This window comes from Pseudactinotalea suaedae (genome assembly GCF_009733815.1).
In the GTDB taxonomy this organism is placed as follows: Bacteria; Actinomycetota; Actinomycetes; order Actinomycetales; family Beutenbergiaceae; genus Pseudactinotalea; species Pseudactinotalea suaedae.
In genome coordinates this window covers 119,764-134,468 of record NZ_WNXY01000001.1, presented here as the reverse complement: position 1 = coordinate 134,468, position 14,705 = coordinate 119,764, and the positions used below count along the sequence as shown (strand labels likewise).

The 14,705-nt window shown below is 70.3% G+C and carries 18 protein-coding genes; 8 read left to right on the top strand and 10 right to left on the bottom strand.

Features of this window, described 5'->3' with window-relative positions:
- The first annotated feature begins 64 nt into the window (after nt 1-64).
- Nucleotides 65-550, top strand: coding sequence for a type III secretion system chaperone family protein (locus tag GPA04_RS00645; RefSeq protein WP_156221310.1), 486 nt, complete (start codon nt 65-67; stop codon nt 548-550).
- On the top strand, nt 547-1,065 hold the full coding sequence (locus GPA04_RS00640; RefSeq protein WP_156221308.1) for a YbjN domain-containing protein: 519 nt from the start codon (nt 547-549) through the stop codon (nt 1,063-1,065). The genes GPA04_RS00645 and GPA04_RS00640 overlap by 4 nt, the downstream gene beginning before the upstream one ends.
- Here the strand turns inward: GPA04_RS00640 and miaB are convergent.
- Nucleotides 1,042-2,523 (bottom strand): tRNA (N6-isopentenyl adenosine(37)-C2)-methylthiotransferase MiaB, encoded by a 1,482-nt coding sequence (gene miaB / locus GPA04_RS00635; RefSeq protein WP_241680561.1) that lies wholly within the window; start codon nt 2,521-2,523, stop codon nt 1,042-1,044. The genes GPA04_RS00640 and miaB overlap by 24 nt on opposite strands.
- Nucleotides 2,524-2,792: 269 nt before the next feature.
- Here miaB and GPA04_RS00630 point away from each other — a divergent pair, with 269 nt between their 5' ends.
- The 4 genes from GPA04_RS00630 to GPA04_RS00615 all read left to right on the top strand — a co-directional run bounded on the left by GPA04_RS00630 (nt 2,793) and on the right by GPA04_RS00615 (nt 6,157).
- Nucleotides 2,793-3,521, top strand: a complete 729-nt coding sequence (locus GPA04_RS00630) for an amino acid ABC transporter ATP-binding protein (protein ID WP_241680560.1) — start codon at nt 2,793-2,795, stop codon at nt 3,519-3,521.
- A 34-nt stretch (nt 3,522-3,555) separates the two neighbouring features.
- Nucleotides 3,556-4,431 carry a glutamate ABC transporter substrate-binding protein gene (locus GPA04_RS00625; RefSeq protein WP_156221301.1) on the top strand — a complete coding sequence of 292 codons (876 nt, stop codon included), beginning with the start codon at nt 3,556-3,558 and terminating at the stop codon, nt 4,429-4,431.
- A gap of 90 nt (nt 4,432-4,521) precedes the next feature.
- On the top strand, nt 4,522-5,196 hold the full coding sequence (locus tag GPA04_RS00620) for an amino acid ABC transporter permease (RefSeq protein ID WP_156221300.1): 675 nt from the start codon (nt 4,522-4,524) through the stop codon (nt 5,194-5,196).
- A gap of 49 nt (nt 5,197-5,245) precedes the next feature.
- Nucleotides 5,246-6,157 carry an amino acid ABC transporter permease gene (locus GPA04_RS00615; protein ID WP_156221297.1) on the top strand — a complete coding sequence of 304 codons (912 nt, stop codon included), beginning with the start codon at nt 5,246-5,248 and terminating at the stop codon, nt 6,155-6,157.
- Nucleotides 6,158-6,162: 5 nt separating this feature from the next.
- Here GPA04_RS00615 and GPA04_RS00610 read toward each other — a convergent pair whose 3' ends face one another.
- Nucleotides 6,163-6,867 (bottom strand): regulatory protein RecX, encoded by a 705-nt coding sequence (locus GPA04_RS00610; RefSeq protein WP_206674073.1) that lies wholly within the window; start codon nt 6,865-6,867, stop codon nt 6,163-6,165.
- 92 nt (nt 6,868-6,959) lie between these two features.
- Nucleotides 6,960-8,039, bottom strand: coding sequence for a recombinase RecA (recA, locus tag GPA04_RS00605; protein WP_241680508.1), 1,080 nt, complete (start codon nt 8,037-8,039; stop codon nt 6,960-6,962).
- Between the two features lie 256 nt (nt 8,040-8,295).
- Here recA and GPA04_RS00600 point away from each other — a divergent pair, with 256 nt between their 5' ends.
- Nucleotides 8,296-8,649 carry a hypothetical protein gene (locus GPA04_RS00600; protein WP_156221296.1) on the top strand — a complete coding sequence of 118 codons (354 nt, stop codon included), beginning with the start codon at nt 8,296-8,298 and terminating at the stop codon, nt 8,647-8,649.
- A 65-nt stretch (nt 8,650-8,714) separates the two neighbouring features.
- Here the strand turns inward: GPA04_RS00600 and GPA04_RS00595 are convergent, their stop codons facing one another.
- Entirely contained in the window at nt 8,715-9,716 is a 1,002-nt protein-coding gene (locus tag GPA04_RS00595; protein ID WP_156221294.1) for a DNA polymerase domain-containing protein, read from the bottom strand.
- Between the two features lie 105 nt (nt 9,717-9,821).
- On the opposite strand from GPA04_RS00595, the gene GPA04_RS00590 reads away from it, so the two are divergent.
- Nucleotides 9,822-10,586 carry a hypothetical protein gene (locus tag GPA04_RS00590; RefSeq protein ID WP_156221292.1) on the top strand — a complete coding sequence of 255 codons (765 nt, stop codon included), beginning with the start codon at nt 9,822-9,824 and terminating at the stop codon, nt 10,584-10,586.
- A gap of 5 nt (nt 10,587-10,591) precedes the next feature.
- Here GPA04_RS00590 and GPA04_RS00585 read toward each other — a convergent pair whose 3' ends face one another.
- Genes GPA04_RS00585 through GPA04_RS00560 form a run of 6 tightly spaced genes read right to left on the bottom strand, consistent with a single transcriptional unit; the run spans nt 10,592 to nt 14,568 of the window.
- Entirely contained in the window at nt 10,592-11,413 is an 822-nt protein-coding gene (locus GPA04_RS00585) for an ABC transporter permease (protein ID WP_156221290.1), read from the bottom strand.
- Nucleotides 11,413-12,246, bottom strand: a complete 834-nt coding sequence (locus tag GPA04_RS00580) for an ABC transporter permease (protein WP_156221289.1) — start codon at nt 12,244-12,246, stop codon at nt 11,413-11,415. The genes GPA04_RS00585 and GPA04_RS00580 overlap by 1 nt, the downstream gene beginning before the upstream one ends.
- Complete coding sequence (locus tag GPA04_RS00575; protein ID WP_206674072.1) at nt 12,243-13,169, bottom strand: ABC transporter ATP-binding protein; 927 nt, start codon at nt 13,167-13,169, stop codon at nt 12,243-12,245. Before GPA04_RS00575 ends, GPA04_RS00580 begins: the two co-directional genes overlap by 4 nt.
- A gap of 45 nt (nt 13,170-13,214) precedes the next feature.
- Complete coding sequence (locus GPA04_RS00570) at nt 13,215-13,784, bottom strand: CG0192-related protein (RefSeq protein ID WP_156221285.1); 570 nt, start codon at nt 13,782-13,784, stop codon at nt 13,215-13,217.
- Nucleotides 13,785-13,804: 20 nt separating this feature from the next.
- A complete protein-coding gene (locus GPA04_RS00565; RefSeq protein WP_156221283.1) occupies nt 13,805-14,029 on the bottom strand; it encodes a DUF3046 domain-containing protein in 225 nt (74 codons plus the stop codon).
- Complete coding sequence (locus GPA04_RS00560) at nt 14,026-14,568, bottom strand: mycothiol transferase (RefSeq protein WP_156221281.1); 543 nt, start codon at nt 14,566-14,568, stop codon at nt 14,026-14,028. The genes GPA04_RS00565 and GPA04_RS00560 overlap by 4 nt, the downstream gene beginning before the upstream one ends.
- Between the last annotated feature and the right edge of the window lie 137 nt (nt 14,569-14,705).

Sequence of the window (14,705 nt, the reverse complement as noted above, 5' to 3'; positions counted from 1 at the left end):
GCGAACCTACCCGTCCTGCCGACCGAGCCGAGCACCGATCGGCACGTCCCTAGACTGGCCGACGATGACAGAACCCCGACCGGACGAGCACGCCGACCTCGACATGCACGAGGTCCGACCGGTCGACCAGGCGCGGGTCGCCCGGTGGCTGCGCAACGCGGGCATGCGGTACTTCGTGAACCACCAGGGGCCGATCGGAGGGATCTGGAGCGGGTGCATGTTCACGTTCGGGATCGCCGGCCGCGGTGGCGTGCTGCAGATCCGCGGCCAGTACAACCGGGTGGTCGCGATCGAGCGGCGTGAGGAGATCATCGCGCTCCTGAACGAGCGTCACGCTCGTTCGGCGTGGCCCAAGTGCTTCCTCATGGTCCTCGACGACGGATCGATGCGGATCGCCGCCGACCACAGCGTCTCGATCGCGCACGGGCTCTCGGAGCTGCAGCTCGAGCGGGCGATCAAGACCGGTCTGTCCGCCGCGCTGACCACGTTCGCCGAGATCACGGCACGGTACCCCGACCCGCTGGCGACGGCGCCGGAAGGACAGCCATGACGAGCCCCACGGACCTGCCTGGCGCGCCGGACATGCCGACGCCGGTGACGCTTGCTCGGGTGCACCGGCTGCTCGCGGCCGACGGGTGGACGCACGACGCCGAGAACGATCGGCTGACGCGCCGCTGGCCGCACCTGGAGATCGACCTCACGGTCCGCCGCCGCGACGGCCTGCTGCTGCTCTTCCGTGGCCGCCCCGTCGGCGGCGAGATCGCGATCGCCCGCATGCGCGCCGTCGAGAGCTTCATCACCGACTGGCACCGCGACCGGATCTGGCCGGTGGTCGTGATGACGAGCACGGGTGAGGCCATCCAGGTGCACACCCACGTGGGCATCGACGCGACCGCGGGGCTGACGGCCAGCCAGCTGGACGACGTCCTCCGTGTCGGGATCGGCACCACGCACCAGTGCTTCACCACGCTGGGCGAGGTCGGGCTGGTGCCGCGCGCACCCGGGCCGGACAGTCCTCCGGAAGATCCGGCGGACCCGCCGTCAGCGGACCCGGATCCCCGGTAGCCCGAGCGAGACCGGCCTCGGCTGCTCGTTCGCCGGTTCGGCGACCTCACGCTTCGCCTGCTCATGGGCCGCGGCCTTCGCCTCGTAGGCATCGCCCGAGCGCGTGCGACGGATCTCGAACGTGCCGCCGGCGAGGCCGGAGTCGGCGATCAGGTGGTGCGGCGCGCTGCGCGTGACCTGCGCGGTGACCATGTCGCCGGGCCGGGGAGCCGGACCGTCCCAGTCCTCCGGGACCGCCACGTGCACGAGCCGGTTGTCGGGCGCGCGACCGCTGACGCGGCGGGTGGCGACGTCCTTGCGGCCCTCGGACTCGCTGAGCAGCACCTCGACGGTTCGACCCACCTGAGCGGCGTTCTCCTCGGCGCTGATCCGCTCCTGCAGCGCGACGAGGCGTCCGTAGCGCTCGGCCATCACCTCGGCGGGGATCTCGGGCAGGTCGGCGGCCGCCGTCCCGGGGCGGGGCGAGTACTGGAACGTGAAGGCCGAGACGAACCGCGAGGCCTCGACGACGTCCAGGGTCGCCTGGAAGTCCTCCTCGGTCTCGCCGGGGAAGCCGACGATGATGTCGGTGGTGATCGCCGCGTCGGGCAGCTGCCGGCGCACGCGGTCGAGGATGCCGAGGAACTTCTCGCTGCGGTAGGAGCGGCGCATCGCGCGCAGCACCCGGTCCGACCCGGACTGCAGCGGCATGTGCAGGCTCGGCATCACGGTGGGCGTGGCTGCCATGGCGTCGATGACGTCGTCGGTGAAGGCGGCCGGGTGCGGCGAGGTGAACCGGACCCGCTCCAGACCCTCGATGTTCCCGCAGGCGCGGAGCAGCTTCGCGAACGCGCCGCGGTCGCCGAAGCCGACGCCGTAGGAGTTCACGTTCTGCCCGAGCAGCGTGACCTCGCAGGCGCCTTCGGCGACGACGGCCTGCACCTCGGCGAGCACATCCCCCGGACGCCGGTCGCGCTCCTTGCCGCGCAGGTGCGGCACGATGCAGAACGTGCAGGTGTTGTTGCAGCCGACCGAGATCGACACCCAGGCCGCGTAGGCGCTCTCGCGCCGGGTCGGCAGCGTCGAGGGGAAGACCTTGAGGGCCTCCTCGAGCTCGACCTGGGCCTCGCCGTTGTGGCGGGCGCGCTCCAGGAGCACGGGCAGCACGTCGATGTTGTGCGTGCCGAAGACGACATCGACCCACGGCGCCCGCTCGACGATGCCTGCCTTGTCCTGCTGGGCGAGGCAGCCGCCGACCGCGATCTGCAGGCCGGGGCGTTCCTTCTTCAGCCCGGCCAGCTGACCGAGGTTGCCGTAGAGCCGCTCGGAGGCGTTCTCCCGGACCGCGCAGGTGTTGATGACCACGATGTCGGCGCCGGCGGCCTCCCCGAGCAGCGAGCCCGCACCGGTGCTGTCCGCCTGGACGTAGCCCGCGCCCTCCAGCAACCCCGACATCCGCTCGGAGTCGTGGGCGTTCATCTGGCAGCCCAGGGTTCGCACCAGATAGGTGCGCGGAGCGGTCGAGGCTGTCACGGTGCGCGATTCTACGTCCCGGCGGTCGGCCGCTCGATCAGCCGAGCCGATCGGCCGACGTCGACGCCTTGTCCGCATCGTTTCCGTTCTGTGACCAACACCGGTGACTCGAGAAACAATGTCGGGATAGGTTGCACAGCATGTCAGTGGAGGATGTGACACCGGTCACCGATGCGCCCGTAGGGCGCGGTGCCGGCGATTCGACCCGCGAGCCCTTGATCGTCCTGAGCGGTGTGCAGAAGCACTTCGGCGACCTGCACGTGCTCAGGGACATCGAGCTGACGGTGCACAAGGGCGAGGTCGTCGTCGTGCTGGGACCGTCGGGCTCGGGCAAGTCGACGTTGTGCCGCGCGATCAACCGGCTGGAGCCGATCGACGAGGGCGAGATCACGCTCGACGGCGTCTCGCTCCCGTTGGAGGGCAAGGCGCTGGCCCGGCTCCGCGCCGACGTCGGCATGGTCTTCCAGTCCTTCAACCTGTTCGCCCACAAGACGATCCTCGAGAACATCACGCTCGGCCCGATCAAGGTGAAGAAGACCAAGCCGGCCGAGGCGAAGGAGCGGGCGATGGCGCTGCTCGAGCGCGTCGGCGTCGCGAACCAGGCGAACAAGCTGCCCGCGCAGCTCTCCGGCGGCCAGCAGCAGCGCGTCGCGATCGCGCGGGCGCTGGCGATGCAGCCCAAGGCGATCCTGTTCGACGAGCCCACCTCCGCACTGGACCCGGAGATGGTCAACGAGGTTCTCGACGTGATGATCTCCCTGGCGAAGGAGGGCATGACGATGATCGTCGTGACCCACGAGATGGGCTTCGCTCGGAAGGCTGCCGACCGGGTGATCTTCATGTCGGACGGCCAGATCGTCGAGGAGGCCGGGCCGGAGGAGTTCTTCACGAACCCCCGGAGCGACCGAGCCAAGGACTTCCTCGGCAAGATCCTGACCCACTGAGTTCTTTGCACGAACCGCAACAGAAGGAGACAACATGCGGAGATCACGACTGACCATGGTCGCCGGCGCACTCGCAGCCGGCGCACTCGCGCTGGCGGGCTGCCAGGCGGAGCCCGGAGGTGGCGACGGCGGCGAAGAGACCACCGGCGGCGACAGCACCGGCGACGCGGGCGGCGAGGGCCTCACGATCGGCATCAAGTTCGACCAGCCGGGCCTGGGTTTCCAGGACGGTGACACCTACACGGGCTTCGACGTCGACGTCGCGACCTACGTCGCGGAGGCGCTCGGCCACTCGGCAGATGACATCACGTGGGTCGAGGCGCAGTCCGCGAACCGCGAGACCATGCTCGAGAACGAGCAGGTCGACATGATCTTCGCGACGTACTCGATCACCGACACGCGCGACGAGGTCGTCGACTTCGCCGGGCCGTACTTCGTCGCAGGTCAGGACCTGCTGATCCGGTCCGACGACGCGGGCACCATCACGGGCCCGGAGAGCCTGGACGGCAAGAACCTCTGCTCGGTCTCCGGCTCGACCTCGGCGCAGCGCGTCAAGGACGAGTACGCCGAGGGCACCCAGCTCGTCGAGGTGGGCGGCTACTCCGAGTGCATCCTCCAGCTCATCCAGGGCACCGTCGACGCGGTGACCACCGATGACATCATCCTCGCCGGCCTCGCTGCCGACGAGGGCAGCGGCGCGCTGCAGGTCGTGGGCTCGCCGTTCTCCGAGGAGAACTACGGCGTCGGCCTGCCCCCCGGCAGCCCGCTGTGCGAGGACGTGAACGAGGCGATCCAGGCGATGTTCGACGACGGGGCCTGGGAGGCCGCGATCGAGGCGAACACAGAGGGCACCGGGTACACCCCGAACGCCGACCTCAACCCGCCGACGCTGCGGGACTGCGAGGCCTGACGCCGGGAGTCGGTGGCGGCCGCACCCGTGCGGCCGCCACCGCTCTCTGCTGGACGGATTCGTGACGAGTGACGAGGATCGAGGAGACCGTTGGCTGACTTCCTGACGGTGTTGTCCGAGTACGACATCGCCGGCGCGTACTGGGTGAACCTCAAGCTGACCTTCTTCGCGGGGCTGTTCGCGCTCGTCCTCGGCACGATCCTGGCGATGTTCCGGATCAGTCCGATCCCCTCGCTCAACCTCGCCGGCACCGCCTACGTCAACATCCTTCGCAACACCCCGCTGACGATCATCATCGTCTTCGGCCTCGCCGTGCTGTGGCCGGTCCTGCGGGTCGAGTTCTCCGAGGTCTTCACGGTCAACTTTTTCTGGTTGGGCGTGGTCGGACTCACCGTCTATCACGCGGCGTTCTTCTGCGAGGCGCTGCGCTCGGGTATCAACACCGTGCCGGTCGGGCAGGCGGAGGCGGCCCGCGCCATCGGGTTGCCGTTCCTGGACTCCGCGAGACTGGTGATCTTCCCGCAGGCCTTCCGCGGTGCGATCGCCCCGCTGGGCAACGTGGTGATCGCCCTGATCAAGAACACGACCGTCGTGGCCGCCGGCTCGGTGTCCGAGATCGCCACCTTGATGCGCGAGATGATCGAGAACGAGAGCAACTACGTCTACCCGATCTTCCTGACGGTCGCCGTCGGCTTCGTGATCATCGTGGTGCCGGTGGGCATGCTCGCGACCTACCTCTCACGCCGGCTGGCGGTGTCCCGATGAACACCGTCGACGTGGTGCACGGCACCTCCTCCAGCCTCGGGAGTGGCGCATGAGCGCACAGTCCGTTCTCTTCGACGCCCTCGGGCCCCGAGGCCGTCGGATGACGACGATCATCAACATCGTGGCCGCGCTGGCGCTCGCCGGGTTGCTCGTGTTCGTGGTGATGAAGCTGAACGACGCCGGTCAGCTCGCGGGCAACCTGTGGCTCCGAGCGCTCGACTCGAACGCCTGGCTCTACTACTACCTGCCCGGACTCCAGAACACGCTGGTCGCGGCGGTCTACTCCGTGGTGCTCGCCGTGGTCTTCGGCTTGATCTTCGGGGTCGGCCGACTGGCCTCGAACCGCCTCATCCGCTGGTTCTGCGGGTTGGTCGTGGAGTTCTTCCGTGCGGTCCCCGTCCTGGTGATGATGGTGGCCGCGGCTGCGGTCGGCTACATCCTGGGGCTCGACCGGGACATCGTGCCGCTGGTAGCCGTCGTGGTGGGTCTGACCCTGTACAACGGCTCGGTGATCGCCGAGCTCGTCCGCAGCGGCGTCTACGGGCTACCCAAGGGGCAGCGCGAGGCCGGCCTGGCCGTGGGCATGACTCGCGGGCAGTCGATCCGGTCGATCGAGCTGCCGCAGGCGCTGATCGCCATGCTCCCGTCGCTGGTGAGCCAGTTCGTCGTGATCCTCAAGGACTCGGCGCTCGGTCAGATCATCCTGTACTCGGAGCTGTTGCGCTCGGCGAGGTTGCTGGGCAGCGGCGCCCCGTTCCCGATCCTGCAGACCCTGTTCGTGGCAGCCCTGATCTTCATCGCGCTCAACTTCCTGCTGGGATGGCTGGCGCAGGTGCTCGCGCGGCGACTGGGCAGCCGCACGTCCGGCCGCACCACGGCGGCTGCCCCCACGGCGGTACCGCAGGCCGCTGGCCCCGGTGCGACGGGCACCGCAGGCGGTATCGACGACGGACCGGGCTGACGCGGTCAGCTCGCGTCGGAGCGCAGCGCCTCGTCGACGACCCGATAGCTCATCCCCGGGGCGTGTCCCTTACGAGCGAGCATCGCGACCAGCCGGCGGCGCTTGACCTCGGTCTCGAGGGTCGTCATCGAGCGGAGCCGCTTCTCCACCACCCGCCTCGCCGCTTCCTCCTCGTCCTCGGCGACGACGGTGCTGAGCGCATTCGCGGCCGCCTCCCCCACGATGCCCTTGCGCTGGAGCTCGACGGTCAGCGCGCGACGAGCCAGACCACGTTCGGCCTGCCGGGTGCGCACCAGCATCGCCGCGTACTCGGCGTCGTCGACCAGCCCGACCTCCTCGAACCGGTCGAGCACCCGGTCGGCGACCGCCTCGGGCACGTCCTTGCGCGCCATCGCCTCGGCGAGCTGGGCGCGCGACCGCGCTGAGTGGTTGAGCAGGTTCAGCGCGACCGTGCGCGCCACCGACTCCGGGTCGGGCTCGGCATCGGTGGCCGCGGCACCCACGACGGGCGGTTCCTGAGCGGCCGCGCGCCGGCGTCTGCGACCCCCGCGCCGCTGGCCGGATCCTCGGTCCGGCTCCGGTTGCTGCTCCGGTTGCGGCCGTGGGCGCGGCTGCTGTCGCGGCTGGTCCGTGCCGCTCGAGGCTGCGCGCGTCGCCTCCTCGAGCACCCGACGGGCTCGCTGCAGCCGCTCCGACGACGGCTCAGTCATCGCTGGCTCCCCTCGCTCTCGGTGGCGGTGTCGGCGGCCTCCGGGGTACCCGGGGGCCGCCGACCGCCGTCAGCGATCGTCGCGGTGCGCTCTCAGAAGTCGACCGCGGCGGCCTTGACCGGCTTCCCAGCCGGCGCAGCAGCATCACCGGAGGCCACGACCGGCTCGGGGCGCACCCCGATGCCGAGCTTGGTCTTGATCTTCTCCTCGATCTCGAGCGCGAGGTCGGGGTTGTCCTTGAGGAAGGTGCGGGCGTTCTCCTTGCCCTGCCCGAGCTGGTCGCCCTCGTAGGTGAACCACGAGCCCGACTTGCGGACGATGCCGTGCTCGACGCCGAGGTCGATCAGGCTGCCCTCGCGGGAGATGCCGGTGCCGTAGACGATGTCGAACTCGGCCTGCTTGAACGGCGGCGCCATCTTGTTCTTGACGACCTTCGCACGGGTGCGGTTCGCGACCGCGTCGGTGCCGTCCTTCAACGTCTCGATGCGGCGCACGTCGATGCGGACCGAGGCGTAGAACTTGAGCGCCTTGCCACCGGTGGTGGTCTCGGGCGATCCGAAGAACACGCCGATCTTCTCGCGGAGCTGGTTGATGAAGATCGCGGTGGTGCCGGAGGCGGACAGCGCACCGGTGATCTTGCGCAGCGCCTGCGACATCAGCCGCGCCTGCAGCCCGACGTGGGAGTCACCCATCTCGCCCTCGATCTCGGCCTTGGGCACCAGGGCCGCGACCGAGTCGATGACGACGATGTCGAGCGCGCCGGAGCGGATCAGCATGTCCATGATCTCCAGCGCCTGCTCGCCGGTGTCCGGCTGGGAGACCAGCAGCGCGTCGGTGTCGACACCGAGTCGCTTGGCGTACTCGGGGTCGAGGGCGTGCTCGGCGTCGATGAAGGCGGCGATGCCGCCGTTGCGCTGGGCGTTCGCGACCGCGTGCAGGGCCACGGTGGTCTTGCCGGAGGACTCGGGGCCGTAGATCTCCACGACGCGACCGCGCGGCAGCCCGCCGATCCCGAGCGCGACGTCGAGGGCGATCGAGCCGGTCGAGATGACCTCGACGGGCGGACGGGTGTCATCGCCGAGGCGCATCACCGAGCCCTTCCCGAACTGACGGTCGATCTGACCGAGAGCGGCCTCGAGGGCCTTGGAGCGATCTGCGATCGGAGTTGCCATGTGAGGTTCCTTCTTCTCTCGGGCTGTTGCTGTGCAACCGCCACCGGGCTGGGGCTGGTCTGGTTGTCGGGATACGCCCTCGCCGAGCGCTGACCCGTCAGTGACGCTATGTCCGACCACCGACATCCGGCTGACCCGCCTACCCCGTGCTGTGGATAGCGGTGCATCCGTCATCACCTGTGGACACAATAACGAACACCCGTTCGAAGTGTCGAACATCGTCGGCGACACGCCGAGGTCGCTCTACGCTCGCCTCGTGACCACGCCACCGCCCGCTGGGGACGCGCCCCGTTCCGTGCTCGGCGCGGTCGCCCGCGGTGGCGCGCTGATGCTGCGCGACACCCTTCTCAACGGCGGCGTGCTGCTGTCCCTGGTCGTCGGTGTCGGTGGCGTGCTCACGCGATCGTTCCCCTGGGTGTGGCTCGGCCCGCTGCTCGGTCTGGCGGGGCTGATCGTCTCGTTCGCGGCTCACCGTGAGCGCGTCGTCCACGGACCCGACGGCGAGACTCGTCGCACCCGGTGGCCCTCACGCGTGATCTGGGTGGCCGCCGTCGGCGTCCCCGTGATCTGCCTCCTGGCGATGGCCGCCATGTGGGGGCAGCCGCGCTGAGCCGCTGATGGGCGCTGAGGGTCCACCCGTGGACCGTCGGCGAGCACGAGGGCGGTCGATATCTCTCAGCCGCCGTCGGCAGCCTTCTCCGCCGCGCGCTTGCGCCGTTTGCCCTCGTGCATCGCAGCCACCCGTGCGACCGGGATGGTGTGGCCCTCCTCGATGACATCCCCAGGAACCTGCTGAGGCGACGGGAGCGACGCGGCCCAGGGGTCGCCGTCGAGCATGGACGGGACCGAGCGGATCGTGAAGTCGAGCGGTGTGACGTCGTCGAGATCCTCCCAGGGAACTGGGAAGGACACGGGCGTCCCGGGTCGCACCCGCGGACTGTAGGCGCACGCCAGCGAGGCGCCGCCGGAACGGGTGGCGTCGAGGAACACCTTCCCGCCACGGTCGGCCTTGATGTAGGCGGTGGTGGCGACGTCGGGATCGAGACGCTCGGCGCGGGCGGCGAGGGCACGCGTGGCTGCGGCGGCGTCGGGCAGCTCGAGGTCGACGACCGGGACGATCACGTGCACGCCCTTGGACCCGGAGGTCTTCAGCGCACCCGCCAGCCCGGAGTCGGCCAACGCCTGCTGGATCAGGCGCGCGGAGGCGATCACGACGTCGAAACCGCCGCCCTCCGGCGGGTCGACGTCCAGCACGAGGTGCGTGACGCGACCGGCGAGGATCTCGGTGCGCTCGGCGGGATCGGTCGCGATGTCCGGAAGCATGAGCGTCGGGTGGTACTCGACGGCGCGCTGGTTCCCGAACCACAGCAGCGTCCGGAGGTCGTCGCAGAGGGGATAGTGGATCTCGCGGTTGCCGGCGTCGGACCACACGGTGGTGCGGCGCACGAAGTCGGGCGCGTAGTCGGGCAGGTTCTTCTGCATGAACGACGGCTGCCCAGGCCGGACCCGCACCACCGAGAGCGGACGACCGGCCAGCTCGCGCAGGATCGGCTCCGCCACCGCCTCGAGGTAGTCGATCAGGTCCCTCTTGGTGGCGTCGGCGCCGCTGAAGAGCGCCGCGTCCAGGTTCGTGAGCTCGACGCCCTCGCGCATCTCGGTCTGCTTCGTCCGCGCCATCCGACCAGCGTGCCACTCGGGGGCGGTCGCGCGTGTGAACATGAGGGCAACGCCGTCGACCTGGATCGACCCCCGGTGCGGGGCCGATCCGTCACCATGGCTCCCATGTACATCACGATCCCGGCGAGGTACTGCGGACCGTCGTCATCGGGGAACGGCGGGTGGAGCGCAGGCTCGCTGGCCCAGGCGCTGCGCGCGGCCACGTCTGCCGATCTCGGTCCGATCACCGTCAGGCTCAGCGCTCCCCCGCCGTTGGAGACACCGCTGGACGTCGTCGTGGACGTCCGCACCGATGACGGCGCCGACCTGGACACACCGATCGCGACCATGGCGCACGACGGCACCACCGTCGCCACCGCCGCGAGCGCTCCGCCCTGGACCGCGGCGCCTCCTCCGTTCGTCACGCCCGAGGTCGCCGCCGCCACCGCAGACCGCTACGTCGGACCCGATCGGCACCCCTTTCCGCACTGCTTCGTCTGCGGCACGGGGCGCGAACCCGGCGACGGCATGCGGCTCACGCCCGGCCCGCTCTCGACCGGCGGCACCGCCTGCCTGTGGCGACCTGCCGACACCCTCGCGGGCGACCCGCTCACCGAGCCCTGGATCTGGGCGGCGCTCGACTGCCCGAGCGGCTGGACCTCCGACCTCCTGGGCCGGCCGCTCGTGCTCGGCACCATCACGGCAGAGGTGCTCCGCTGGCCCGAGCCCGAGCACACCACCGTGGTGACCGGCCGCCTCGAAGCGACTGAGGGCCGTCGGTCCTGGACGTCCTCGGCGCTCTGGAGCGCCGACGGCGAGCTCCTCGCCCGCGCCGAGCAGATCTGGTTCGCGGTCGACGCCGCCACCTTCAACGCGATCCTCGCGGGCTGACCGGCTCAGGTGAGCAGCAGCCGTTCGATCCGCTTCGCGGTCGCCCAGATCCCGAAGGCACCGAAGAGGGCGAGATAGGCGACGTGCACGAGCAGCCCGGTGTGCAGCTCCCCCATCATCAGCCCGCGCACCAGATCGACCCCGTGGTACAGCGGGGTCGCCTGCACCACCCATTGCAACGCCTCGGGATAGGTGGACAGCGGGTAGAACGTCGCCGAGAACAGGAACATCGGCAGGATCGCCAGCTGCACGTACTCCAGGTGCGTCCAGCTGCTCATGAACGTCGTGGCCGCCATCCCGACCGAGGCGAACGCGAGACCGATCAACGTGCATGCGGGGATCGCGAGCAGCGCCCACCAGCTGTGCACGAACCCGCCGAGCGCGGCCACGGCCAGGAACGCCGTCGAGTACATCAGCCCGCGCAGCAGCGCCCAGGAGATCTCGCCGATCGCGACGTCGGTCGGCCGCATCGGTGTGCTGAGCGCGGTGTCGTACGTCTTGGCGAACCGCAGCTTCCAGAACACGTTCTGGGTCGAGTCGTACACGGCACCGTTCATCGCCGACGTCGCCATCAGCGCCGGCGCCACGAACACGCCGTACGGGATGGCGCGGCCGTCGACCTCGACGCTCCCGACCAGCGCACCGATCCCCACCCCCATCGCGAACAGGTAGAAGACCGGCTCGAAGAACCCCGACACGATCGTCAGCCAGAAGTGCCGCGCCGCGCGTGCGTTGCGCTCCACGAGCGCGAGCGGCAGCGCGAACGCCACCGGGAACGGCAGCCGTGGTCGACGGCGGCCGGTCGCCTCGGGCGGCGTGGTCGCCATCAGGCCTCCATCCGTGAGCGGAGGGCGCGCACACCGAGCAGGTAGCCGGCCACCGCCCACAGCAGCAGGTATCCGATGTGCAGCAGGTAGTCGCCGAGGCCCAGTGCGAACGGCGACGCCGGCCCGAGCGCAGCCGCCCGGGTCAGCGCGCCGGCGTGCGTGAGCGGCGAGATCCAGCCGAGAACCTGCAACCAGGCGGGCAGCTGGGAGATCGGGAAGAACGTCCCCGAGAACAGGAACAGCGGCATGATGATGAACCGGCTCAGCACGTTGTAGCCCTGCTCCGAGCGCACGCGGCAGGAGTACAGGTAGACCGGCATCGCGAACGCGAGCCCGCCGAGGATCGCCAGCACCACCGCTGCGAGCACGCCCCAGCCGGACATGGCGCCGAGCGCGAGCGCCACCGCCGCGAACACCCCGGTCGTGATCGCGAGCCGGATGCTCACGTAGACGACGTGACCGCGCACCAGGTCCTGCACCCGCAGCGGCGTCGCCAGCATCGCCTCGTAGGTGTGGTGCCACTTGATCGCACCCATCACCGGGAACGTCGCCTCGCCCACCCCGGTCTGCATCGCTTGCGCGGCCAGCAGCCCGGTGGCCACGAACGCCAGGTACGACACACCCTCGACCGCGGTACGGCCACCCGAGTCGATCAACGAACCCAGCCCGATGCCCATGCCCGCGAGATACGCCAGGGGCGCCAGGAGGGACGAGATGATCGTCCCCTTCCAGACCCGCTTGTACACGGCCATCCAGTAGGCGAGCACGGCTCGCCAGCCACCGCTCGGGCGGTCGACGGCGGTGCCCACCTCGGTTCGTGCTGTCGCCGTCATTCGATGAGGCTCCGCCCGGTCAGACGCAGGAACACGTCCTCCAGCGATGCCCGCCGCACCAGCGAGGACATCGGGTGCGCACCGCGGGCGGTGACGGCCTCCAGCGCGTCGTCACCGTTCTCGACGTAGAGCAGCAGCCGATCGGCGAGCACCTCGACGCGACCGATACCCGCCACGTCGCCTGCGCGCTCGGCGTGGTCGGTGACGTCGAAGCGCAGCTCGAGCACCTCGCGCGACGCGTGCTCGGCTATCAGTGCTCGTGGCGATCCCTCCGCCACGATCCGGCCCTTGTCCATGACCACGAGCCGATCGCAGAGCTGTTCCGCCTCGTCCATGTAGTGGGTGGTGAGGACCAGCGTCACGCCTTCCCGCTTGAGCCGGAACAGCCGGTCCCAGAGGATGTGCCGCGCCTGCGGGTCCAGCCCGGTGGTGGGCTCGTCGAGCAGCACGATCTGCGGCGTGTTGATCAGCCCGCGGGCGATCGTGAGGCGACGCTTCATGCCTCCGGAGAGCTTCTCGACGATCTCGTCGCGCTTGTCGACCAGCTGGGCGAACTCCAGCAGCTCGTCGGCACGCGCCCGCACCGTCGCGCGCGGGAGCCCGAAGTAGCGTCCGTAGACCAGCAGGTTCTCGAAGACGGTCAGGTCCGCGTCGAGCGCGTCCTCCTGCGGCACGACGCCGAGCCGCGCCTTGATCCTGCTGGCCTCGGTCGCGGGGTCCATCCCGAGGATCCTGATCGTGCCGCCGCTGGCGGGCGAGGTGCACCCGATGATCTTCATCGTCGAGGTCTTGCCGGCGCCGTTCGGGCCGAGGAACCCGAACGACTCCCCCGGCGCGACCTCGACGTCGATGCCGTCGACGGCGGTGAAGTCCCCGAAGGTCTTCCGCAGCCCGACGGCCTGGATCAGCGGTTCGCTCGACACGATCCGAATGCTAGCAACCTAGGAACGTGAGGCGGGGAGCCGAGGCTAGCTGAGCCGCGCGAGCACCAGGTCGGGCGCCGCGGCGCGCCACCCGATCAGCACGCCGGACCCGTCGGCCATGTCGGCCTCGGCGGCCGGCTGCGGCGTGCGCTCGATCGTGACGTCGACGCCGCCGCCGCCCGTGCCGCGCACGACCATCGTCTTGGCGACCTCCTCGGTGCTGCCGTCGCCGAGGTCGCGCACCAGATCCGCCTCACCCCCACGGCCGGAGATCGCCTCCTTGACCACCTCGAGGTAGACCGGGTCCCCGAGCGCGTCGTAGACGTACCGGGTGCCGAGCACCGAGTGCTCGAGCGTGCCGATGAGGTGAGCGCCACCGCCGTCGAGCGGGCTCCCGCGGTAGGTGAGCGGGACCTGCCAGAGATCACCGCCGTCACCGGTGGTCAGCAGCATCGTCTCGATCCCGACCTCTCCGGCCGGGTCGTCGAAGCGGAAGCTGGCCACCGGCTGAGGCCGGGCCGGGTTCGCGCCGTCGTACCAGGGCTGCTCGGGCAGCCAGGCGGCCATGAGCTCTCCCTTGGAGGGAACGAGGGTGGCCTTGTGGAGGATCGCCATCCGACCACCGTAGCCCCGCGTCAACGCCGCCGTGGACGCTCCCGGCGGTGATGCCAGCGCAGCTCGTCGGGCAGCTGCTGCGCCTCGCAGATCGCCTCCCACACCCGGCGCGGCGGCTCCCCCTCGGCCAGGGCCTGCTCCCCGGTGCGGTGATCGAGCGTGCCGAGCACGAGGTCGGCTGCGACGGAGGTCGCCCGGTCCCCGAACGCCGCCTCCATCGCCGCCCAGAACTCGCTGTGCTTCACGCGCTGGTGCGCCCGCGCCGCTGCGCGAGCCCCTTGACGTAGGCGGCCTGGCCGACGTGCTCCCCGCAGTCGTCGATCACGCTGACCAGCCGCACCGCGACCGTCACGGGTGGGTCCCAGGAGGTGTCGACGACACGGTCGAGCTCGGCGGGCGTGAGCGTCTCGAGGTAGCGGCCGGTGGCCTCACGGACGGCCCGGTGGTACTCGGCCAGCTGCGACGGCGGCGTGCGTACCTGGGCGACGTCCTCGCTGCTGTGACCGTATCCGTGCGACGTCGGCTCGAACGGCAGCCCGAACCGGTCGTAGAAGCCCTGCGACGTCCACACCTGCTCGGTCCCCGCCAGCCCGGCGACGTGGTCGTCCTGCACACGCGTCAGGTGCCACAGCAGCCACGCGATCGAGTTGGCATCCGGGTCCGGACGCCACACGGCGTCATCGACCGACAGATCGGTCGCCACGGCGTCGACCTGCTCGGCCACGCGGTCGAAGGCGTCGGACAGGATCGCGCGGACGGGATCGAGGACAGCGTGCTCGCTCATGGCATCCATCCTCGCCGATACCGGTGACAGCCGCCGCCCCTCCGGCACGCGGTGAGCGATGCCGGCGTGATCGGTGTCGGCGCCTGGGTGGCTGCGCCCGCTGTCGCCGCCCGTGCTTGTCGGTGGTGGGTGACACC